At 67.5% G+C, this 21,528-nt stretch carries 16 protein-coding genes; 8 read left to right on the top strand and 8 right to left on the bottom strand.

The genetic code is table 11. The annotated features are described in order from the left end of the window. The first annotated feature begins 3 nt into the window (after positions 1–3). From AB0B96_RS19465 to AB0B96_RS19445, 5 genes are all read left to right on the top strand, one after another. Complete coding sequence (locus AB0B96_RS19465; protein WP_362900367.1) at positions 4–603, top strand: 3'-5' exonuclease; 600 nt, start codon at positions 4–6, stop codon at positions 601–603. Next, complete coding sequence (locus AB0B96_RS19460) at positions 597–1,199, top strand: hypothetical protein (protein ID WP_362900365.1); 603 nt, start codon at positions 597–599, stop codon at positions 1,197–1,199. Before AB0B96_RS19465 ends, AB0B96_RS19460 begins: the two co-directional genes overlap by 7 nt. After that, positions 1,196–1,990 carry an aldo/keto reductase gene (locus AB0B96_RS19455; RefSeq protein ID WP_362900363.1) on the top strand — a complete coding sequence of 265 codons (795 nt, stop codon included), beginning with the start codon at positions 1,196–1,198 and terminating at the stop codon, positions 1,988–1,990. The genes AB0B96_RS19460 and AB0B96_RS19455 overlap by 4 nt, the downstream gene beginning before the upstream one ends. Positions 1,991–2,041: 51 nt before the next feature. Then, the gene (locus tag AB0B96_RS19450) at positions 2,042–2,638 is read left to right on the top strand and encodes a hypothetical protein (RefSeq protein WP_362900361.1); all 597 of its coding nucleotides are present in this window, start codon (positions 2,042–2,044) and stop codon (positions 2,636–2,638) included. A 204-nt stretch (positions 2,639–2,842) separates the two neighbouring features. Beyond that, the gene (locus tag AB0B96_RS19445; protein ID WP_362900359.1) at positions 2,843–3,301 is read left to right on the top strand and encodes a hypothetical protein; all 459 of its coding nucleotides are present in this window, start codon (positions 2,843–2,845) and stop codon (positions 3,299–3,301) included. A 101-nt stretch (positions 3,302–3,402) separates the two neighbouring features. Here AB0B96_RS19445 and AB0B96_RS19440 read toward each other — a convergent pair whose 3' ends face one another. Beyond that, positions 3,403–4,281 carry a hypothetical protein gene (locus tag AB0B96_RS19440; protein ID WP_362900357.1) on the bottom strand — a complete coding sequence of 293 codons (879 nt, stop codon included), beginning with the start codon at positions 4,279–4,281 and terminating at the stop codon, positions 3,403–3,405. A 168-nt stretch (positions 4,282–4,449) separates the two neighbouring features. Between AB0B96_RS19440 and AB0B96_RS19435 the strand changes: the two genes are divergently transcribed. Further along, positions 4,450–5,361 (top strand): aminoglycoside phosphotransferase family protein, encoded by a 912-nt coding sequence (locus AB0B96_RS19435; protein WP_362900355.1) that lies wholly within the window; start codon positions 4,450–4,452, stop codon positions 5,359–5,361. 122 nt (positions 5,362–5,483) lie between these two features. Here the strand turns inward: AB0B96_RS19435 and AB0B96_RS19430 are convergent, their stop codons facing one another. The 6 genes from AB0B96_RS19430 to AB0B96_RS19405 form a co-directional block, all read right to left on the bottom strand. Further along, a complete protein-coding gene (locus AB0B96_RS19430) occupies positions 5,484–7,151 on the bottom strand; it encodes a lectin (protein ID WP_362900353.1) in 1,668 nt (555 codons plus the stop codon). 91 nt (positions 7,152–7,242) lie between these two features. Then, complete coding sequence (locus AB0B96_RS19425; RefSeq protein ID WP_362900351.1) at positions 7,243–9,078, bottom strand: family 43 glycosylhydrolase; 1,836 nt, start codon at positions 9,076–9,078, stop codon at positions 7,243–7,245. 221 nt (positions 9,079–9,299) lie between these two features. Continuing rightward, positions 9,300–10,763: a non-reducing end alpha-L-arabinofuranosidase family hydrolase gene (locus AB0B96_RS19420; RefSeq protein ID WP_362900349.1), complete on the bottom strand. Its 1,464-nt coding sequence runs from the start codon at positions 10,761–10,763 to the stop codon at positions 9,300–9,302. 68 nt (positions 10,764–10,831) lie between these two features. Continuing rightward, positions 10,832–12,931, bottom strand: coding sequence for a family 43 glycosylhydrolase (locus tag AB0B96_RS19415; protein ID WP_362900347.1), 2,100 nt, complete (start codon positions 12,929–12,931; stop codon positions 10,832–10,834). A 41-nt stretch (positions 12,932–12,972) separates the two neighbouring features. Beyond that, complete coding sequence (locus AB0B96_RS19410; RefSeq protein ID WP_362900345.1) at positions 12,973–14,358, bottom strand: glycoside hydrolase family 43 protein; 1,386 nt, start codon at positions 14,356–14,358, stop codon at positions 12,973–12,975. A gap of 240 nt (positions 14,359–14,598) precedes the next feature. Next, positions 14,599–16,011, bottom strand: a complete 1,413-nt coding sequence (locus tag AB0B96_RS19405; RefSeq protein ID WP_362900343.1) for an endo-1,4-beta-xylanase — start codon at positions 16,009–16,011, stop codon at positions 14,599–14,601. Positions 16,012–17,567: 1,556 nt separating this feature from the next. On the opposite strand from AB0B96_RS19405, the gene AB0B96_RS19400 reads away from it, so the two are divergent. Together AB0B96_RS19400 and AB0B96_RS19395 are read left to right on the top strand one after the other, a co-directional pair. Next, the gene (locus AB0B96_RS19400) at positions 17,568–19,553 is read left to right on the top strand and encodes a glycosyl hydrolase family 28-related protein (RefSeq protein WP_362900341.1); all 1,986 of its coding nucleotides are present in this window, start codon (positions 17,568–17,570) and stop codon (positions 19,551–19,553) included. 390 nt (positions 19,554–19,943) lie between these two features. Further along, entirely contained in the window at positions 19,944–20,546 is a 603-nt protein-coding gene (locus AB0B96_RS19395; RefSeq protein WP_350950380.1) for a hypothetical protein, read from the top strand. A gap of 149 nt (positions 20,547–20,695) precedes the next feature. Here AB0B96_RS19395 and AB0B96_RS19390 read toward each other — a convergent pair whose 3' ends face one another. After that, positions 20,696–21,454 (bottom strand): ABC transporter permease, encoded by a 759-nt coding sequence (locus AB0B96_RS19390; RefSeq protein ID WP_362900339.1) that lies wholly within the window; start codon positions 21,452–21,454, stop codon positions 20,696–20,698. Positions 21,455–21,528: the final 74 nt, after the last annotated feature.

The following is a 21,528-nucleotide window of genomic DNA, read 5'->3' as shown; positions in this document are numbered from 1 at the left end:
ACCATGGACTTCGGTACCTGGCCTGAGCTGTTCGTCGTCGATGTGGAGGGCAACGGCGCCACCCCGCCGGATCTGGTGGAGGTCGCCGCTGTCCATATCGCAGACGGCCGACCGGTGCCGACGCTGTGCACGCTGGTACGGCCGCCGCGGCCGATCACGTCCTTCGCCACTCGCGTGCATCGCATCACCAACCATGACGTGGCCGAGGCTCCCCGCTGGGAGCAGGTCGCCCCGGCGTTCCAGACATCCCTGCAGGGGGCCTGGATCGCCGCACACAACGCGCACGTGGACTATGCGGCACTGAGCCGCCACCTGCCTGATTGGGAGCCCGCCGGGGTCATCGACACCCTTCGCCTGGCCCGCGCCATCTACCCGGACGCGCCTGGCTATGGCCTCGATGCGCTCCTGACCTATACCGCCATCCCGTTGGACGGACTCTCCGGCAGTCGGCACCGGGCCGATTTCGACGCTTACACCACTGCGCTACTCCTGCTTGATCTAGCTGGCCACTATCCCACCTGGCAGGCTCTCGCTGCGGCAGGCGTCCCCGCGGGCATGCCTGGTGCCGCCGCCCCTGACCACGAGGAACAAACCCTATGGTGACCTCTTCTATCCACCTCGGTATCGCCGGAACCCACGGCACCGATACCACCCACCTGGCCCGTCGCGTCGAGATGGAGCTGCGTGCGGTCGGCCTGACCGTGACTCGAGTTGGGGGCCTGGCCAAACGAGCCGCCGATCTCGGGTTCCCCAAGATGACCCGGCATACCCTTACCTCCACCGAATGGATTATCGCGTTCGGAACTGCCGCCGTCCTGGAAGCGGAACTGACCTCGGACGTCGTCATCGCTGACGGCACCGCGCACACCGCCTTGGCCTACTACCTGGCCGCCGTCGAGCATCGCGGCCAGTTGCCTGCCCCTGCCGATCTCGATCGCCTGACCGCCCTGACAGAGCTGCACACCAGTCGCCAGGCACTGATTCTGGCGACTGTCCTCGACCCCGCCGCCCCGTTCGACACTCCCGCTGGTAAGGATCCCGACTACTCCGACACGGCATTCCGGGCTCGTGTCGACCGGCACCTACACAAAATCCTCATAGAGCAGCGGCCCGACTATCTGCCCGTTCCTCGCCCCGAGCACGCCGTCGCGGTGCGGACCACCGTGGCTGCCATCCTCGACACGCTGGAGACGCCGTGACCACCCTCCCGCCCGGCGGCGTCATCACCATCGCCGGCAAGCGCGTCTCCCGCCTGGGCCTGGGAACCATGCGCCTGACAGGCCCCGGCACCTGGGGATTGCCTACCGACGTTGTCGTCGCCCGCACGGTGCTGCGCACCGCGAGCGAACTAGGCATCACCCACTTTGACACCGCCGACGCCTACGGCCCGCACACCGTCGAAGATCTCATACGCCGCACCCTGCACCCCTACCCGGACGAGACCCTGCTGGCCACCAAGGTTGGGATGATCCGTCCTGCTCCGAATATCTGGAAACCGCTCGGTCGACCGGACTACCTACGCGCCGCTGTCGAAGCCAGCCTGCGGCGCTTGGCCGTCGACCGCATCGACTTGTGCTACCTGCACCGGATCGACCCCGCGATCCCGCTGGACGACCAAATCGGGGAACTCGCTGCTCTCCAGAGCGAAGGGAAGATCGCCGCGATCGGTCTGTCCAAGGTGACGCCTGAACAGATCCACCGCGCCTCCCAGGTAGCGGCCATCGCCGCCGTGCAGAACTGTCTCAACCTTCACGAACCCGGAGATCCGGCCTTGGCTTACTGCGCTGAAAACGGCATCCCCTACATTCCTTATCGGCCGTTGAACGCTGGCCGCCTCGTAACCACTGCTGGCATCGACAAGTCGCTGGGGTGGCTACTGGCTCTTGGCGAGCATGTTGCCCCCATCCCTGCCACCAGCAGCCCGCAGCACCTGCACGCCTTGGTGCAGGTCACCACCGAGACCTGCGCTCAGCGCAACGAGATAGGTTAGCCAGCAGAAGAAATCGATGCCGGTGAGATCCTTGGAACGTTCGACTGGATCGTGGCGATGGTGTCGCTACGGCCCGTCCCCGCCTCCTGGCTGAGCGCGCTCAACCCGGGAGGTCGTCTGACGACGACCATCGCCGGCACCTCCCTCATCGTGTCGGCCACCAGGACCGACGACGGTGGTGCCGTGGGGCAGGTGGAGCGGGACTGGGCGATGTTCATGAAGACCAGGACCGGCGCCGACTACTCGCCTGGCCCGGCCGGCCTGACGGAGACCGCGAGTACGGCGGACGGCGAGGATGTCTCGACCGGCCGACATCCCGTGATCGACATCGAGGAGAACGCCTGGGAGCTGCGCTCCATGTTGGAGATCATGGCTCCCGGCATCGAACACGACTACCGCGAGAACGGCGACACCCGGATCGCGCTCATGGTGCACGGGGACGGATCCTGGGCACGCGCCGAGCAGACCGGCCGCGAACTCCCGACCGTGCACCAGGGCGGACCGCGACGCTTGTGGGACGTGCTCGACGAGGCCCGCGACCACTGGCTGTGGGAGGGATCGCTGCCGCTGTACGGCGCGAACGTCCGTATCGGTCCCGAGGGGACGATCCACCTGCGGCGCGGTCGATGGAAGGCCACCATCGCCTGACTCTGGAAGCTCACATCACCCCGTCCTCTTCCAGAAGGGCGGGGTGTTTTCGTGGCTCAACCAGGTGCAAGGGCGGAGCGGGTGATGTCCGTGTCCTCCGGGCGACTTCGCTGTGAACGTCTTGCTGGCAAAAAACTTGCATACTAAGTTCACAAAATTTATTCTCGACTTACTTGCCACAGCGAGAAGTGAGTGGGGCGGGCTATGAGATCTCTGCGTGACGGACGGTCGATCCACCTTCTGGACATCGAGAACCTGACGGCGTCCTCCGCGCCGACGACGGCCGAGGTGAGGCAGACGATGAACGAGTATCGGGAGCGCGTCCCGATCGGCTCCATGGACCAGTTCATCGTCGCGATGAACCCCCGCTCCATGGTGAGTGCGGGGATCGTGATCCGTGGGGCGCAGTTGCTGATCCGCCCGGGGACCGACGGAGCCGACAGCGCTCTCGCGGAGGCGGCGGTGAGCGGCAGGATCGACCTGCGGTTCGAGCGGGTCGTCATCGGTTCGGGAGACGGCTACTTCGCCGACCTGGCCGTCTGGCTGGCGCGGGCGGGGCTGCGTGTGAACGTGGTCAGCCGTCCCGCCTCGCTGAACTGGCGCCTCTACATCGCCGCCGGCGACATCACCTACCTGCCCCCGACGCTGGCTCTGGCCGCCTGACATCCATCGTGCCGCCCGATGTGCACCGAGGCCGTCCGGACCGCCGGGGGAGCCTCAGAGCAGGGGGACGGGCAGTCGCGCGATGTGATCGGCGGAGTGCGTCAGGTGTTCCCTGAGTCCGTCGGAGCGGACGCGTTCTGTTTGCGGGCGTACTCCCGCAGGTCCTTCTCGGAGATGACCTCGTCGGCGGGCGGGGCGGTGATGACGAGACGGCATCCCCAGTCGGTGTAGCGCGTGTCGCTCCGCTTGACCAGCGGCTCTTTCCCCGCTCCCGCGCTGTCGGCGGTGACCAGGCGCTTGGGCAGGCCGTCACGGTCGGTCCAGAGTCGCCAGGAGACCTTTCCCTTGCTCTTCTCGCCGATGCGCTTGCCTGAGGTCCAGGCGATGGGGGGACTCTTGGAGATCCTGCGCAGTTCCTGGTAGCTCACGGTGCCTCGGTAGAGGAAACCGCCGGAGACGGCCTTGCTCGCCGAGCGCTTCAGTACGGCCCTCATCATGGACGGGTCGTAGATGTCGATCGGCTGCAGGCTGGCGCCCTTGGCCATGTCCCGGTTCATCCGTCCCCGGTGCTCGTCCGGGAACCGGACCCACTTCTTGCCGTCCGGGACGGGGCCGGGGTATCGGGTGGCGTCGTCGTAGGTCTTCTTGCCGACGCGGATCACCCGGTAGGGGTTCGATTTCTTGGACGGGGTCCCCTTCTTCGGCCGGGAGAGATCCCACCAGGTGAAATCCGCGGCCACCGGACCCGACGGGGACAACTGGAGACGGCCTCTGATCAGGATCCCGTTCCCGGAGACCGTCGACTTCTTGCCGTAGAAGAAGCGGTTGGTCTCGGAGATCCGAACGCCGTGCTCGTTTCTGAACTGCTGCTTGAGCGCGCGTGCCGGATCGGGAGCGGCCGCCTGCGCGGCGGCGGGAGTCATGGTGCCCGACATGGACGCGATCAGTACGGCGACCCCGAGGGCAGCCCATCGTCTCATCGAGAGTTCGTCCTTTTTTAAGCGTTCGGGGCACCGGACAAAAGTGGAGTTCGGCTTGTTCGTGCGGATTTTCTCACGGTGACGCCGTGGCTGCCAGAGAGCTGCGACGAACGCGTGGACACCGAAAACCTTTTGCGTGGTGGAGGGGAGGGCCGACACACTCTCGGGGTGGTGGAGAGCAGGAGCATCGACGGACGCGCCGGCATCGACGCGGGGTTGGTGAGGCGGCTGGTGGCCGCCCAGTTCCCCCGGTGGAGCTCCCTTCCCGTGACACCGGTCGAGGTCGACGGATGGGACAACCGCACCTACCGTCTCGGTGACGAGATGACGGCGCGCCTTCCCACCGCAGCCGGTTATGCCCCTGCGGTCGACAAGGAGGACCGGTGGTTGCCGGTGCTCGCCCCGTCGTTACCGGTCGACATTCCCGTTCCCCTCGCGAAGGGGGTTCCCGGCGAGGGATACCCGTTCAACTGGTCGATCCGCGGCTGGCTGGACGGCGAGACCGCGACCCCTGAACGCGTTGACGACCTGTCCGAGTTCGCGGCCTCGGTCGCCGAGTTCGTCCTCGCCCTGCAACGCGCCGACGCGACCGGCGGGCCGGTGGCGGGCGCGCACAGCTTCCACCGGGGTACGCCACCGGCCTACTACGACGAGGAGACACGCCGTACCCTCGCCGCCCTGGAGGGCCGCGTCGACACCGTCCGGGCGGCGGCCGTGTGGGACGCCGCGCTTGAGGCGACCTGGTCCGGGCCGCCGCTGTGGTTCCACGGCGACATCGCGAGCGGGAACCTGCTGGTTCGGGATGGGAAGCTGAGGGCGGTCATCGACTTCGGGACCTCGGGCGTCGGGGATCCCGCCTGCGACCTGGTGATCGCGTGGACGATGTTCTCGGGAAAGAGCCGGGAGGTCTTCCGCGACATCGTCGCTCAGGATGCCGCCATGTGGGCGCGTGCTCGTGGCTGGGCACTGTGGAAGGCGCTGATCACCCTGGCCCAGAACATCGACGGGGACGAGCGGAAAGCCGCGGAGCACCGTCATGTCGTCGACGAGGTCCTGGCCGACCACGATCGGGCCGGCTGACTCATCGGGACCGGTACTCACCCGGCGGCCGTAGGGGGCACGCTCGCCGCCGCTGGGCACACAGCGGCGGCGAGCGGGTTGTGGCGGCTCATACGGTGACGAGGAGCCGGTGCGTGCTGTGATCAGGTGCGGTTCCACCGTTGGTTGGCGGCGCCGTTGCACGTCCAGATCTGGGTCTTGGCGCCGTTGGCCGTGGAGCTGCCGACGACGTCCAGGCACTTGTTCGCGCCGAGGGCGGTGATGGTTCCGTCGGCGTTGAAGCGCCACTTCTGGTTGTTCTGGCCGTTGCAGTCCCAGATGATGACGGTGGTGCCGTCGGCGGTGCCGTTGTTGTTGACGTCCAGGCACTTGTTGCCGTAGACCCGCAGCTCACCGGCGGCCGTGGTGGTCCACTGCTGGTTGGTCTGGCCGTTGCAGTCCCAGATCCCCACCTGGGTCCCGTTGGTCTGGGAGACGCCGGTCACGTCGAGGCACCGGCCCGAGCCCACCCCCTGGATCCGGGTCGTGGACGAGGGCGTGGGGGAGGGCGTGGGGTTGGGCGTGCCGCCGCTCACCCGGAACACGACGGTGCCGTGGGCGGGAACGCTCGCCGAGATGGCGCCGGTGGTCGAGGTGACGGCGTTCGTCCAGGCGTCGCGCAGGTTGAAGGAGTTGCCGGACAGGCCGATCGCGGAGGCGGTGGTGCTGATGGTGGTGGTGCTGCCGCCCTGGTTGAACAGGGCGACCGCGACGTCGCCGTTGCTCAGCCGCTTGGCGAGGATGCGGCGGGTGCCGTCGTTGCTGATCTGGGCTGCCTGAAGGCCGAGGGTGTCCTGGTTGATGGCGATCAGGTTCTGGTTCTTCATGATCGTGGAGGTCGCGTTGTCCATGTTCCGGACGTCGTTACCGGCGATGAGGGGCGCGGCCATGATCGCCCACAGGGCGAAGTGGCTGCGCATCTCGGTGTCGTTCATGCCGCCCCGGCCGACCACCATCATGTCCGGGTCGTTGAACTGCCCCGGTGCGGCGTAGCCGGAGAGGGGGGCGTTGACGTTGACGATGTTCTGGATGCCCATCGGGTAGCCGTTGGTCTGATTCGTGTTCCAGGCGTTGGTGATGTCCTCGGTGGTGCGCCAGATGTTGGCGACGTCGCCCCAGTTGCGCTGCGGGCCGGTCTTGGAGTGAATGCTGTTGGGGTTGATGCTGTAGAGGATCGGCCGGCCGGTCGCGGCCAGGGCGTCGCGCATCTTGGCGAAGGTGCGCACCTGGTCGTCGATGCTGCCGGTGGGCGAGCACCAGTCGTACTTGAGATAGTCGACGCCCCAGGCGGCGAACTGCCGGGCGTCCTGGACCTCGTGGTTGAGGCTGCCGGTCGCGCCGGGGTAGGAGTTGAAGTACTGGGCGCAGGTCTTGTCGAGGGGGGCCTGGTAGAGGCCGAACTTCAGGCCCCTGGCGTGCAGATAGTCGCCCAGGGCCTTCATCCCGCTGGGGAAGCGCGACAGGTTGGCCTGGAGGTTGCCCGCCGAGTCGCGGTTGGGATCGAACCAGCAGTCGTCGACGACGACGTACTGGTAGCCCAGGTCGCGCATGCCGTTGTTGACGAGCGCGTCGGCCGTCTGCTTGATCAGCGTCTCGTTGATGTTGCAGCCGAAGGTGTTCCAGGTGTTCCACCCCATCGGCGGGGTGCGGCCCACGCCGTTGTTCAACGCCTGCGCGGGGGTGGCCGTGGAGAGCGCCACGGCTCCCATCGCGAGGGCCAGCGTCACGGTGACGACCGGGGCGATTAAGGCCCGTAGCCGGTTCTTTCTCATTGAGATCGCTCCTCAGGGGTGGGGGGTGGGCGCGGCGCCAGGGGCCCGCCGGTCGGGGGATCGACGATCGGACCCCTGGCGAGGGGGCCGGTTATTGGAAGGAGGCGTCGTCGATGTAGAGGCCGTCGGTTCCCGCGGCGGTCTCGACGTAGAAGGAGGCGTTGGTCAGGGTGCCGGTCCACGACACGGTCGCGGTACCGGTCAACTGGGTCCAGCCGTTCGCGTTCACCGTTTGCGCGGGGGTGAGTTGGAGGTAGTTCGTCGTGCCGTTGGCCGTGTACGTCAGGGTCGCCTTCGCGCTGGGGGTGCCGCTTTGCGAGCGCACCCAGACGCTCGTGGTGTAGCTCTTGCCGTTGGTGAGCAGCGAGGTCACGTTCTGGTGGGGGCCCTGCCAGGCCGAGGTGCGTCCGGAGTTGAGCAGGGAGCGGCTGCCGGCGTAGGCGACGTTCGTGGCCGACGACAGGGTGCCACCCGAGGCCGTCCACCCGGTCGTGCCGTTCTCCATGTTCCCGTTGGTGAGCAGGTTTCCCCCGGTGCCGCCACCGGCGGTGAACTGCCACCAGTTGAGGTTGAACAGGTTGCCGCTGCCGCCGGTGAAGCGGAGATACAGGTCGCGGGTTCCGGTGGCCCCGCTCACCGGGCAGGTGACGCTGGTCCAGTTCTGCCACCCGCCGGTCCCCGGGACGGAACAGGTGCCGACCAGGGTGCCGGTGGCGCTGCCCAGGCGGAGTTCGATGGTGCCGCCGCTCGCCGCCGAGGCCACCCGGGCGGTGAACGACGAGGCGCCCGTGCCGAAGGCGACGCCCTTGACCTTGATGTTGTCGCCGTTGCTGATGAAGCCGACGTTCATGCCGCCTTCGCTGGAGGGCTCGGTCTCGACGCCGTTCGCCCAGGCGATGGTCTCGGCCTCCTGGCGTACGAACGGGTTCAGCGTTCCCACCTGCGGGGGGCCGGCGGTGGTCATGTTGATGGTCGGGATGGTGCCGTCGGCGTTGTAGGTGAACTTCTCCACGGCGACCGAGCGGGTGTAGCCGCCGCCGCCCGGCAGCGCGCCGTTGTGGTAGAAGAAGTAGGATCCGCCGTTGAAGTCGATGATCCCGGGGTGGTTGGTGAAGCTGCTGCCCTGGCGGGGCATGATCGTTCCCCGGTAGGTCCACGGTCCGGTGGCGCTGGGCGCTGTGGAGTAGGCGATGAACTCCGAGCAGCATTCGGCGGCGAACACGTTGTAGTAGAGGTTGCCGCGCTTGAAGACCCAGGGCCCCTCCTCGTAGAGGGTGGGCCGGCTCGCGTTGCCGTTGCGCGTGCCGAAGCCCGCGGTGGTGAGCGGGATCTGGGTCGCGCTGCCGGAGAAGGAGATCATGTCGGTGTTGAGCCGGACGTACCAGAGACGGGGGTTGCCCCAGTACAGGTAAGCCTGGCCGTTGTCGTCGATGAACGCGTGCGGGTCGATCTCGCCGTTCTCGACGAGCGGGCGGCCCAGCGCGTCGCGGAAGGGCCCGGTGGGGCTGTCGCCGACCGCGACTCCGATCGCCATCCCGCCGGTCGCCCGGTTGCGCACCGGCACGTACCAGTAGAACTTCCCGTTGCGGGGGACGACGTGGCCGGCCCAGGCGTTGGCGTCGGCCCAGGCGAAGGTGGCCAGGCTCATGGGCGAGCCGTGGTCGGTCCAGTTGGCCATGTCGGTGGAGGAGAAGACCCGCCAGTCGCGCATGGTGAAGTACGTCGAGCCGTCCTCGTCGTGGCCGGTGTAGAGGTAGACACGGCCGTTGTGGACGAGTGGCGCGGGGTCCGCGGTGTAGATGGTCTGGACGATCGGGTTGTCCGCCCTCGCGGAGAGCGGGGACAACGCGATCAACATCAGCAGGCTCAGTGTCCACAGGACCAGGCGGCGAGCTTTTCTTCTCGCCGTGCGAAGTGCGGGTCTCACCGGTCGTCTCCCTCAGGCGGTGTTCGTTGGGGGGGTGTTGGTGGCCCCGGACGCGGCGGCTCGGCGTCTCCGACGCGTCCGGGGCGGTTCAGAGGGGATCGGTCTCGCGCCGTTCCGGCTCGAACCGGTCCTGATCGCGTGCCGTGACGACGTTCACCCGATGGGGTGTGCGCCTTCGCGGTGAGCGTCGGAGACGTTCGAGCCGGATCGGTGTCATGGTGTTATCGCTGCAGGGTGAGCAGGCCGGGGCGGTAGGGCAGCAGGCCGTAGTCGACTCCGTTGGAGTTGGGGTTGCGGCCCTGGTAGAGCAGCTGCAGGTTGCAGGGGTCGATGGTCATGGTCTGGTCGGCGTTGGTCCGCAGCAGCTCGCCGTGGCTGATGTCGTTGGTCCAGGTGGCGCCGCTGTTGGCCTTGCCCGCGAAGGGGTTGCTCTCGGTCGCGGCCTGCGGGGTCCAGTTGCCGCCGAGGCTGGTGGCGGTGAAGGACCGGAAGTAGCGGCCCTGCGAACCGATCGCCTCGACGATCATGAGGTAGCGGTTCTCGTTCTGGATCTTGTAGACCTGGACGGCCTCGAACAGGTTGTTCGTGGTGTCGCTCATGATGGTCGTGTAGTTCGAGCCGAAGTTGCCGGGGAAGTTGCCGATGGGCATGCTGGCCCGGTAGATCTTGCCGTTGTCGCCGGCGAAGAACAGGTACATGTTCTGGCTGTCACCGATGAGCGCCTGGTCGATCGGGCCGGTGCCGGAGCCGGTGATGCTGCCGGTGAAGAGCGTCTGCGCCGCCGACCAGCCGTTGGGGTTGGTGGGATCGGTCGAGGTCTTGTAGGAGAACGCCGCCCCGCCCCACTGGTAGGCGAGCACCCAGATGTTCTTCGGCGCGAAGTAGAACAGCGACGGCGCCACGGTGCCGGAGTTCATCGCGTTCTGGCTGGCCGAGGCCATCTCCGAGTAGTTGGTGAACAGGCTGAAGTTCATCGAACCCCAGCTGGTGCCGAAGTCGTGGGTGGTGGCGTAGACGAGCTGCTTGCCGTTGTAGGGGGCGACGGTGAAGTCCTTCAGCGAGACCCAGCCCGACCTCGGGTTCGCGAGCACGCCCGAGGAGGTCCAGCGGTACGTCGAGGGAAGGGTGCAGGTGCCCGGCGTCGGGGTCACGGTGGGGGTGGGGCTCGGGTTCGTTCCGCCGACCTGGACGAGCTGCCACTGCTGGTTGTTGCCGCCCCAGTCGTCGTACTGGACGATGTTGCCGCCGTCGGCGGTGGAGGCGCCCTGCACCTCCAGGGCCTTGTTGCTGTTGCGGCTGATGAAGCGCACGTAGCCACCCGCCGAGTCGGCGAGGCGCCACTGCTGGTTGGTGCCGTTGAGGTCGGCCCACTGGACGATCGCGCCGCCGTTGGCGGTGGAGAAGTTGTGCACGTCCAGCACCTTGCCGGAGTGGCGGGACTTGATGCGGTAGTAGCCGCCACCGGAGTCGACGAACTGCCACTGCTGCTGGTTGCCGTTGTTACGGGTCCACTGGGTGATGCGGGCGCCGTCGTTGGTGGCCAGGTTGTAGACGTCCAGGGCCTTGCCGCTGTTGCGGTTGACCAGTACGTACCAGGCGTTCGTGTCGACGGTCGCCGCGTTCGCGGTCTGGACGGCCACGAACAGGCTCATCAACAACGTGGCCGCCGCCATGATGACGGCCATGGGTCTGAATCTCAAGATTTACTCCGATTTCATCCGGTGAGAAGCGGAAGGGCTGCTCGGGTCGGTTCTTACGGGGTCGTGAGGTCGAAGCGGCGCACGGTCACCGCGCCGCCGAGGGCCTGGGTGGCGTGGTTGAAGATCCCGAAGCGGTTACCCATGAAGAACTGCCAGGCGTTGTTCATCGTGAAGGCCGGTCCGAGCGTGGTGAAGTTGGTCCCGTCGGTGCTGTAGGAGAAGCGGGCCTGCCGTCCGGAGCCGGGCCGGATGTCGGCGTTGACCCTCAGCCAGATCCGGCCGCCCGAGACGTTGGCGCTCGCCGCCTCGGTGCCGGTTCCCGTGGTCTGCCAGCTGCTGTTCATGGTCAGCCCGTTGGTCATCACGACGCGGGTCGCCCCGTTGTCGCGTTTGATGCCGATCCAGGCCGACTGGTCACGCAGGATGGCGAGGCCGCTGCGGTCGCCGTTGGCCATCTGCGAGTAGTCGAGTTCGATCGTCGCGGTCGACGACGGCCCCTGGATGCGGTGGGTCAGGGTGTTGCGGGCGTTGTACAGGTCGTTCGTCACGGTCGCGGTCTGCAGGCGCAGGCCGCTGCCGGTCGACCAGCGCGAGTTGTCGGGGTTGTGGTTCCACTCCCACCGGTGGCCGAGCGAGGGGGAGGTGAAGGTGTCGGGGCCGATCATCGACTGAACGGTTTTGTTGGTCTGGATGTTCGGCTTGGGGTAGTTGACGCCCCAGCCGCCGTTCACCGTCTGGATCGTGGGCCAGCCGTCGCCGGTCCAGGTGATCGGCGCGAGAGCGGGCACCCGGCCGCCGGGGTAGGCGTCGACGAACGACATGTAGTACCAGGCGCCGTTCTGGGTCTGCACCAGTCCGCCCTGGTGGGGCACGCCGCCGCCGGAGATCGGGCCGGGCATGTTCAGCAGGACCTGGCGCATCTCGTACGGGCCGAACGGGCTGGTCGAGCGCAGCACGTACTGGCCGTTCGCGGGCTTGGTCAGCCAGATGTAGTAGTAACCGTTCCGCTTGTAGAAGCGGGCGCCCTCAAGGGTGCCGCCGACGCTGGAGGGGGTCTGGAACACCTGCTGGGCGCGCACCTGGCTGAGGCCGTCGGCCGAGAGCTGGGCGACGCTGATCGTGCCGTTGCCGTAGGCGACGTACATCGTGTCGTTGTCGTCGACGAGCAGGCCGGCGTCGTAGTAGCAGTTGTTGATCTGGGAGCGCTTGGTCCAGGTGCCGTCGACCGCCGAGGCGGTGTAGACGTAGGTGCGGTTGAACTCGATGCAGCCCATCCAGTAGTAGGTGCTGTTGCTCGGCCGGTAGTTGAGGGTCGAGGCCCAGATGCCCTTCACGTACGCCCGGCCGCCGTTGAGGTCGTAGGCGTTCGAGTTGAAGTCGAGCCGGGGGACCGAGTGGCCCGCGTACTCCCAGTCGACCAGGTTGTAGGAACGCAGGATCGGCGCGCCCGGCGAGTAGTGCATCGTCGAGGCCGAGTAGTAGTAGGCGTCGCCGACCCGGATGATGTCGCCGTCGGCGAAGTCCTGCCACACGACCGGGTTGGTGTAGTTGCCGCCGGGACCCGGCGTCGGAGTGGGGGTGGGGGTGGGGTTCGGCGTCGGGTTCGTTCCGCCGACCTGGACGAGCTGCCACTGCTGGTTGTTGCCGCCCCAGTCGTCGTACTGGACGATGTTGGCGTTGTCGGCGGTGGAGGCGTTCTGCACCTCCAGGGCCTTGTTGCTGTTGCGGTTGACGAATCTCACGTAGCCGTCAGGGGAGTCGGCGAGGCGCCACTGCTGGTTGGTGCCGTTGAGGTCGGCCCACTGGACGATCGCGCCGCCGTTGGCGGTGGAGAAGCCGCTGACGTCCAGCACCTTGCCGGAGTGGCGTGACTTGATGCGGTAGTAGCCGCCGCCGGAGTCGACGAACTGCCACTGCTGGTTGTTGTTGTTGTTACGGGTCCACTGGGTGATGCGCCCGCCGTCGGCGGTGGAGAGGTTGTAGACGTCCAGGGCCTTGCCGCTGGTGCGGTTGACCAGCACGTACCAGGCGTTCGTGTCGACGGTCGCCGCGGTCGCCGCGGGGCTGGCGAGCGTGAGCAGGGCGCCGGTGAGCATGATCGAGGTGATGGCGGCCAGCAGCATGCGCAGGCGATTTCGCCTGATAAAAGGCATACGTCCTCCCCTGGAGGTCTTTGTTAGCGTTAACATGGCGATCATGACGTCACCCTGAACGTGGCGTCCTGCCGGTCGGAGGTACTCGACGACGCGTTGATCGGGTCGATGCGCAGCAGGTTGTTCTGGTGCCGCAGGTGGTGGGTCGGGAAGTTGTACGACCGGAACGACGACCAGCTTCCGTCGGCGAGCCCGGCCACGCGGTAGAAGGTCGCGTCGGCACGGAAGGTCGTGGAGTTGTCGTTCGGGTCCAGCCGCATCGCGTAGTTGTTGTGGCGCAGGAAACTGCCGGGCACGCTCACCGCCTCGAACGACACCCCGGCCGAGTCGGCCAGGCCCGGCACCATCCGCCACAGCTGCTCTCGATACGGGTCGAACGGGTAGGAGTCGATCCGCCCGATCCGGTTGGCGTGCCGCACGAAATAGTCGGGAAGGTTCGACGACTTCAGCCGCACCCAGTTCGGCAGGCCCCACCGGGAGACGAGGGCGTTGTACTCGGCGTCGGTGATCCCGGCGATCGAACCGTGCTTGGAGTTCAGCGGCGGGGTGTAGTCGCGCTGGTTCACCGCCGACCACGCGTTCGCGCCGATGTTCGACGACGACCACAGGTAGTAGTCGTTGTTGACCGGGCTGAAGGAGTCACCCCACAGGCGCCAGCCGCCCTCGTTGGTCTTCTGCAGCAACGGCGCCTCGATGGCGTTACCGATGCGGATCCCGCTCGTGTAGGTCGTGAAGCTGTTGGGCTGGCCCGTGGAGGAGCGGGAGCCGTACAGGTTTCCGTCGTTGAGGTTCTTGTAGTAGAGGTACGTCGTGGAGCCGTCGACCACGATGTCGCCGTCCAGCACGTTGAAGCTGGGGCTGAAGAAGGTTTGCTGCGCGCTGACCGACTGGAAGTCGGCAGTGTAGTTGACCGCCAGGATGTCCCTGCCGCCGGTGTTGAACGAGTAGACGATGCCGTACTGCCCGCGAGAGTTGTCGCGGAAGACCGTCGGGGCCCAGGTATGGCCGCCGGTGGTGTGCATCCGCAGGCGGCGGTAGCCGGTGAAGTCGGTGAGGTTGACCGAGTCCCAGACATGCAGGTACTGGCTGGGCGTACCGAAGTTGAGGCCCTTCAGGTCGGTGGCGACGACGACGAAGGTGCCGTCGAGCTTCCGGAAGATCTGCGGGTCGCGCAGGCCCAGCTGGCCGGCCGTGGGGGTGACCACGGGGTTGTTCTGGTTGAGGGGGGTCCAGTTCAGGCCATCCCGGCTGACCGCCAGGTGCAGGCCGTAGTCGGCGGCCTGCTGGCTCGGGGACTCGGTGAAGTAGCCGAAGACGTACGCGGCGTTCGCCGCGTACGCCGCTCGGGGGAAGCCGACCACGCCGGTGGTGGCGAGGGCGGCCGACGTCAGGGCGGCCTTGCCAAACTGCCTACGGCTCAGTGACACGGCGTTCCTTTCTGTGGTGTTGCAGGTGGGGGGGTGCCCGGTCCCGTCGTCCGGTGGACGACGGGACCGGGGGCGCGGGGTGAGGTCAGGTCACACCGCAGGTCCGGCCGTTGGGGGGAGAACGAGGTGGAGCTGCCGGATTGCCGTTGTGATCGGGCTGGAGGCCGAGGCCGCCGGGTCGCCGGTGGTATGGCCGTCCGCCCGCCGATCCCGGGCGGACGGCCTCTCCCCACCGGGAGGTCAGGCTCGGGAGCAGGTGTTTCCGTTGAGGGTGAAGGAGGAGGGCGCGGAGGTGTTGCCGGTGTGGTTGGCCTGGAAGCCGATGTCGACCGAGCCGCCGGCGGGGATCGAGCCGTTGTAGCTCACGTTGCGCGCCGTCACCTGGCCGCTGGAGGGCGAGTAGGTGGCGTTCCAGCCCGAGGTGATGGTCTGGCCGGACGGCAGGCCGAAGACCAGCGACCAGCCGTTGATCGCGGAGGAGCCGGTGTTGGTGATGGTGATCGACGAGGTGAGTCCGGTGTTCCAGGCGTTGAGGGTGTACGCCACCCGGCACGGCCCGCCCGGGCCCGGCGTGGGAGTGACCGTGGGGGTGGGGGTCGGGGTCGGGGTGGGCGTGGGGGACGGGTTGGGGGTGACCGAGTTGAGGGTGTTCAGGACGGAGGTGTAGGCGGCCTTCTTGTTGCCCGAGGCGTCGAAGAGGAGGGGGTTCTGGCCGGTACGCCAGGAGTCGCTGTCGCGGATGCCCCAGACGGTGATGCCGTTGCAGCGGGCGACGTTCAGGCAGGCGCGGGTGACGGCGGCGTAGGCGTTGGCCTGGTTGGAGCCGGAGATGTCGAGTTCGGTGATCTGGACGTCGACGCCGAGGTCCGCGAAGCGCTGGAGGTTGGCCTGGTAGTCGCTGGGGGCGGAGTTGGTCAGGTGACTCTGGAAACCGACGCAGTCGATGGGCACGCCGCGTGCCTTGAAGTCGCGGACCATGTTGTAGATGCCGGTGCTCTTGGCGTTGATGCCGTCGGTGTTGTAGTCGTTGTAGCAGAGTTTGGCACCGGGGTCGGCGGCGCGGGCCGCGCGGAAGGCGGCTTCGATCCAGTCGTTGCCGGTTCGCTGGAGGCTGGAGTCACGGCGCCCGCCGCCTCCGCCGTCGGCGAAGGCCTCGTTGACGACGTCCCAGGAGTGGATCTTGCCGCGGAAGTAGGTGGCGACCTGGGTGACGTGGTTGATGGCCGCGTTGCGCAGGTCGGAGCCGGACAACCCCTGGGCCCAGCCGGGCATCTGCTGGTGCCACAGCAGGGCGTGCCCGCGAATCGACTTGCCCTGGCCGATCGCGTGGTTCACGATGCGGTTGGCGTTGTTGTAGTTGAAGTTGCCGCGCTGGGGTTCGGTGGCGTCCCACTTCATCTCGTTCTCGGCGGTGACCGAGTTGAACTCCCGGTTCAGGATGTTCACATAGGTGGAGTCACCGAGCCTGCCCGCCGCGATGGCCGCGCCGAAGTAACGGCCCGACTGGGCGGCGGCGGCTCCGAGCGTCGCCTCCGCGGCGGAGGCGGTCTGCTGGACGGCCACCACGACGCCGGCCCCGAGGGCGGCGGCGATCGCGATGGTGATGGTTCGTCGTGCTTTCGAGGCGATGTCTGGGATCGCGGTGAAGAGCATGCCGGTTCCTTGGGGGGGTGATGAGGCGTCAGCGGATGGAGTCGGTCCGGAGGAGCAGGCCGGGCTTCGAGAGCGGGTAAGAGCCGATCAGAGCCGTCGTCGCGAGGTGGGCGGGTCGCCGCCGACACACCGGGAGACGGGCCAAAGGTCCGTCCTGGGCTCGCGTTCGAGGTGAGACGGGCATCCAACGCTCCTTGGCCAGGTCGAGGGGGCAGTGGCCATCGAGATTTGTTATCGCTAACATCTGGGCTTCCAGATCTCCATGGCCTGCTCCTGTAAGTGCGTTGTCGGGGAGTACATCCGACGGTCCGATCCACCGTCAACGAGTCACAACCCTCGCTGACCTGGGCATTGCTAACGAAACGTTTCCCGGCCTGGGCATTCGTCCAGAGGGAGATCGCGTCGCGTTGCCTGCGAATGTGAAAGTTTCACAGAAGTTACCGGTTGGCAACCATGGAATTCTGACCGAATACAGCTGACTTCCTCAAGACCCCTGGTTGACAAGTTGGGGAGGAGGGACCGATCGGTGAAAATCTTCTCGCCCACTCCCGGTGTCCGCCGGATCGACGGTCGTTCCACGTGTCCGGCGGGGGAGGGGGCGCCTCAGTGGAGACGAGAGGCGCGGGCGCCGAGCTCCCGGCTCATGAGGGCGCGCCCCTCTTTTGGGAGGGCCGAAAACCCCGGTGCAGTCCGGGCAGGTTTCTGTGATGTGAACGATTGACGCGGCCGTAACGCGGGCCTTACATTGCTCGCAGCAATGTTAGCGCAAACACTCATATCGCACCGATCGGCCCTCGATGCCCGGCTCGCCGTCGCCCGAGCGGCTCTCCGGCCGTAGGTGATTTCGAGGGCGGTCCGGGACGTTCGCCGACGCCGTCCCGGCGCCAAGATCCTCGGCCTGCCCTGACATGTGCGGGCCGGTTGCCCGCGACAGGCCGGCGCTCCGGTCTTGAGGTCGCGGCTGAAGGCCCGCGGGCCCCTCCACGGCGCGAGCGCGCGTTGCCCCCTTCCGCTTTCGCCGCCCGGCTCGCCGCGCACCGGAGACCGGGACGACGCGAGGCTCGCTCCGGCGTTTCACCCTCGTGTTCGCCGGGGCGTCGGCCGTCTGGACGGTATCGCTCCGCACGCACATCACCCGCGGAGTCTTCGCGGGCGGAGCGAACCATCTTCCCCTGATCTTTTCCGGCATCGTGACCGCGGGCGCCCGGACGCGTGCCCGCGCGGCCATGGATCCCAGTCGCTCGCGTCGCATCGGAGTGGGCCGTGCGTTACGGAACATCGCAATGATCCATGACACACATTGCAAGAATCTGTGAGGTGTCCGCAGGTATAGAGCAAGATTACGAAACTATTTCACAAGACTCTTGTGGGGTGAGGCGCCGGAGTCCTACTGTCGCCTCACCCTCGTGGCGTTCGCTCCGCCCCGAGCGTTTTCAGGTGTTCCCCCGAGAGAAACGAGCATCCGAATGTCACGGAGCATCACGGAAGCCGCGGCGAGACGGACAGGCGGGCCACCGCGAAGGGCGCCGCGAAGAGGACCGGCGGCGATCGCGGCGGTGATCGTGGCCTTCACCGGCCTCGGCGTCGTGCCCGGTTCCCCCGCCCTCGCCGGCACGGGCGGTGCCCCGGCCCCCGTGGTGACGCGCGCCGCCCTCGACCCGTCACTCGTCGCGGGGCGGGGCGCCGATGTCGCCTTCACCGAGCAGGAGGCCGAGAACGCCACGACGAACGGCACGACCATCGGCCCGGACCGCGACGCGTACACGCTCGCGGGGGAGGCGTCGGGCCGTAGGGCGGTCAGGCTGACGCCGGGGCGGCACGTCGAGTTCACGCTGCCGAAGGCGGCGAACGCGATCACCGTGCGTTACAGCATTCCGGACGCCCCCAACGGCGGTGGTATCACCGCGCCGCTACATGTCACGGTGAACGGCGGCGGCGGGAAGGTGATGACCCTCACGTCGCAGTACTCGTGGCTGTACAACCAGTATCCGTTCACGAACGATCCGAACGCCGACCTGCTGCACCCCGACTGGTGGATCACCGAGTGCGCCTGCGTGCCCAGTGCCACGACGCCCACTCCGACGATCACGAAGCCGTTCCGGCCGACCCACTTCTACGACGAGCAGCGTCTCCTGCTCGGCAGGACGTACCGCGCGGGTGACAGAGTGCGGCTCACGGTCCCGGCCGGGAGCAACGCGGCGTGGACGGTGATCGACCTGCTCGGCTCGGAGCTCGTCGGCGCGCCGCACGTCAGGCTCGTCGCGGCGAACGTGCTGGCGTTCGGCGCCGACCCGCTCGGCAGGCGCGACTCCGCCGACGCGATCGACAGGGCGATCGCCTTCGCCAAGCGCGGCCGCCTCAAGGTCTACATCCCGCCGGGCGTCTACCAGGTGAACCGTCACATCGTCGTCGACGATGTGACGATCGAGGGCGCCGGCAACTGGTACACGATCATCAAGGGCAGACAGGTCGCCCTTCCCTCCCCGGCCCCCGACGGCTCGGTGCACACCGGCGTCGGCTTCTACGGCAAGGACGCGTCAAAGGGCGGCAGCAGGAACGTGCACCTGTCCGGCTTCGCGATCGAGGGCGACGTCCGCGAGCGCATCGACACCGACCAGGTGAACGGCATCGGCGGGGCGCTGAGCGACTCGACCGTCGACGGCCTCTACATCCACCGCACCAAGGTGGGCATGTGGTTCGACGGGCCGATGAAGAACCTGAGGATCACGAACAACATCATCGTCGACCAGATCGCCGACGCCCTCAACTTCCACGGCGGCGTCACGGACTCGGTCGTGTCGAACAACTTCATCCGCAACACCGGCGACGACGGCCTCGCCCTGTGGTCCGAGAAGATCGCCAACGCCCGCAACACCTTCGACCGCAACACCGTGCAGACGCCGACCCTCGCGAACGGCATCGCCGTCTACGGCGGCACGGACAACACCGTCTCGGGCAACCTCGTCGCCGACCCGATCCGCGAGGGCAGCGGCATCCACGTCGGCTCCCGCTTCGGCGCCGAGGCGTTCGCGGGGAAACTGGCGATCAAGGACAACACCACGGTCCGGGCCGGCACGTACGAGCTGAACTGGAACATCGGCCTGGGAGCCATCTGGCTCTACGCGCTCGACAAGAACATCGAGGCCGACATCCAGGTGGTCGGCAACCACTTCCTCGACAACACCTACAACGCGATCATGCTGGTCAGCGAGTGGGGGGTGAAGGACCTGTACTCGATCACGAACGTCCACTTCAAGGACATCAGGGTCGACGGCACCGGCACCTCCGTGGTGAGCGCCCGGGTGAAGGGATCGGCCTCCTTCGAGAACGTGGACGCCCGCAACGTCGGCGCGGTCGGCGTCAACAACTGCGGTTCGTTCAACTTCCCGCCCACCGGCTCGGAGTTCTCCCTGACCGACCTCGGCGGCAACGACGGGGGCGGCACCACCGGGGCCTGGCTCGCCCCGTGGATGCTGCCCAATACCATCACCTGCGACGACCGCCCGCCGGTGGTCGCGCCGCCGGCGCCCTCCCCGTGGTGATCGTCCGGTCGTAGCGGCAGAGCGTACGTCGCTCTTCGAAACCACCGGCCCCTCCATAGCGGGCGCCGGTGTCACGGCGGCACCGGCCGAACGGTCGGTGCCACGGTTCGCGGGGCCGTCGGACCGCGGGGAGATCCCTCCCCGCGGTCCGGGTTCCGGTACGGGCGGTGGTCACCGGAGACAACCGAATGCCAAAAGGCGCGCCCAGCACGATAAGTGTGATTTTCGACAAAAGTGCATTTAATAGTGAAATACCGCAGAAACTGCTGAGCCAGGAGTGGAAGTCGGTCTCTTTTTCATCACATGGTCTGATATGGCAGCGTGGACCGTTCCCACCTGCCACTCTTGTCGAGCCGCACCACGGCCTTCCCTTCTTTCCTGGAGTTCCATATGCGTTTCAAGACGCCTCTGGCGATCGCGGCTACCGCGGTTCTCGCGGTCGGCATGTCCAGCATCACCACCGCCTCCGCCGCCCAGACCTCAGGCGCCGACCTCATCTACGCGTGCAAGCTGAAGAGCACCGGTCTGGTGCGTCTGGTCTCCGCCACCACCAAGTGCAAGCCGACCGAGGTCAAGACGTGGTGGGCCAAGCAGTCCGCCCAGGGCCAGAGCACGGTCGCCGGCCCCGGCCCCCAGGGACCCGCCGGGCGTGACGGCAAGGACGGCAGGGACGGCAAGGACGGCGTCGGAACCCAGGGGCCGGCCGGACCTCGCGGCTACCAGGGGAAGACCGGCCCGCAGGGACCCGCCGGGCCGAAGGGCGCCCCCGGTGAGACCGGGCCTGAAGGACCCCAGGGTCCCGCGGGGGAGGACGGCGGGCTTCCCGCCGTCTACGCCTACAAGGTCGGTCCGGTCTGGACGACGTGCAAGCTGCTGCCCGGGTACGCCATCGCCGCCTACGACTGCAAGGTCACCAAGGAGCCGGCGAAGGAGCGCCCCGCCCCCACTCCGACGCCCACCGCCACGCCCTCGCACACCCCCACCCCCCAGTAGTCGCGCACCCCGAAGAGCCTCGTCCTTCATCTCGAAGACGGGGCTCTTCGGCTTTCCATGCGGGTCGGGGGCGGGCCGGGCCGGCTCGCCCCCGACCCGCGCGCAGGGAACCGGCCCGGCCTCGGTGCCCGCTCCCGAAGGTGCCGAGGTCAGATGCCGCGGCGCATCGACCTGGTGCCCATCGCGAGACCGACCGCGGCGACGGCGCAGGCCCAGAGCGTTCCGTACAGCACCGAGGCGTCCGCGAAACGGCCGGAGAACAGCGCCCGCTCCGCGTCGACGATGTGGGTGACCGGGTTCAGCGTGGCGGCGACCTGGAGCCACGCCGGGCCGAAGTCCATCGGCAGCAGCACGCCTGAGAGCAGAATCAGCGGAAACAACACCAGCTGGGTGACCCCGTAGAACAGGTTGCCGCTCGGAGCGGAGGCGACCGCGAGGGTGAAGGAGAGCGCGCCCAGGCCGATCCCGAACACGGTCAGTATCACCAGCCCGGTCAGCACACCCGGCAGGTGCGGGCGGAAGCCCAGCGGCACCGCGAGAACGATGATCAGCACGGCCTGGGCGAGCAGGATCACGAACTCCTTCATCGTCCGGCCGACGAGCATCGCCGTGCGGTTCAGCGGGGTGACCAGCATGCGCTCCATCGAGCCGCCGATCAGCTCCACCAGCAGCGAGTATCCGGCCATCATCGGCCCGGACAGGCACATCATGATCAGGATGCCTGGCACGAACCACTGCCACGGCGAGCCCTCGAAGCTCCGCGTTCCCCCGAGCAGCGGGCCGAACAGGAACAGGAAGAGCAGCGGCTGGCCCATGGTGAACAGGAGGCCGAGGGGTTCGCGCGGCACGGGGGCGAACTCGCGGGAGAACACGGTCACGGTGTCGCGGAGGAAGGATCGTACGCGCACGGGGCGGCCTTTCTTGCCGGCGGGGAGAGGGCTGTGGGGGTGAGGGCCGCGTGGGTCGTGGTCGTCGGGCGCGG

The sequence above is a fragment of the Streptosporangium sp. NPDC049046 genome (genome assembly GCF_040649155.1).
GTDB lineage: Bacteria > Actinomycetota > Actinomycetes > Streptosporangiales > Streptosporangiaceae > Streptosporangium.
The sequence above is the reverse complement of the archived record's forward strand: the minus strand, read 5'-3'. Positions and strand labels throughout refer to the sequence as shown.

What these genes read in the sequence shown, in the direction of transcription:
- AB0B96_RS19415 (WP_362900347.1), bottom strand. Translation starts at nt 12,931, where the DNA reads ATGCCTTTTATCAGGCGAAATCGCCTGCGCATGCTGCTGGCCGCCATC.
- AB0B96_RS19395 (WP_350950380.1), top strand. Translation starts at nt 19,944, where the DNA reads ATGCGTTTCAAGACGCCTCTGGCGATCGCGGCTACCGCGGTTCTCGCG.
- AB0B96_RS19420 (WP_362900349.1), bottom strand. Translation starts at nt 10,763, where the DNA reads ATGGCCGTCATCATGGCGGCGGCCACGTTGTTGATGAGCCTGTTCGTG.
- AB0B96_RS19405 (WP_362900343.1), bottom strand. Translation starts at nt 16,011, where the DNA reads ATGCTCTTCACCGCGATCCCAGACATCGCCTCGAAAGCACGACGAACC.
- AB0B96_RS19460 (WP_362900365.1), top strand. Translation starts at nt 597, where the DNA reads ATGGTGACCTCTTCTATCCACCTCGGTATCGCCGGAACCCACGGCACC.
- AB0B96_RS19465 (WP_362900367.1), top strand. Translation starts at nt 4, where the DNA reads ATGGACTTCGGTACCTGGCCTGAGCTGTTCGTCGTCGATGTGGAGGGC.
- AB0B96_RS19430 (WP_362900353.1), bottom strand. Translation starts at nt 7,151, where the DNA reads ATGAGAAAGAACCGGCTACGGGCCTTAATCGCCCCGGTCGTCACCGTG.
- AB0B96_RS19445 (WP_362900359.1), top strand. Translation starts at nt 2,843, where the DNA reads ATGAGATCTCTGCGTGACGGACGGTCGATCCACCTTCTGGACATCGAG.
- AB0B96_RS19440 (WP_362900357.1), bottom strand. Translation starts at nt 4,281, where the DNA reads ATGAGACGATGGGCTGCCCTCGGGGTCGCCGTACTGATCGCGTCCATG.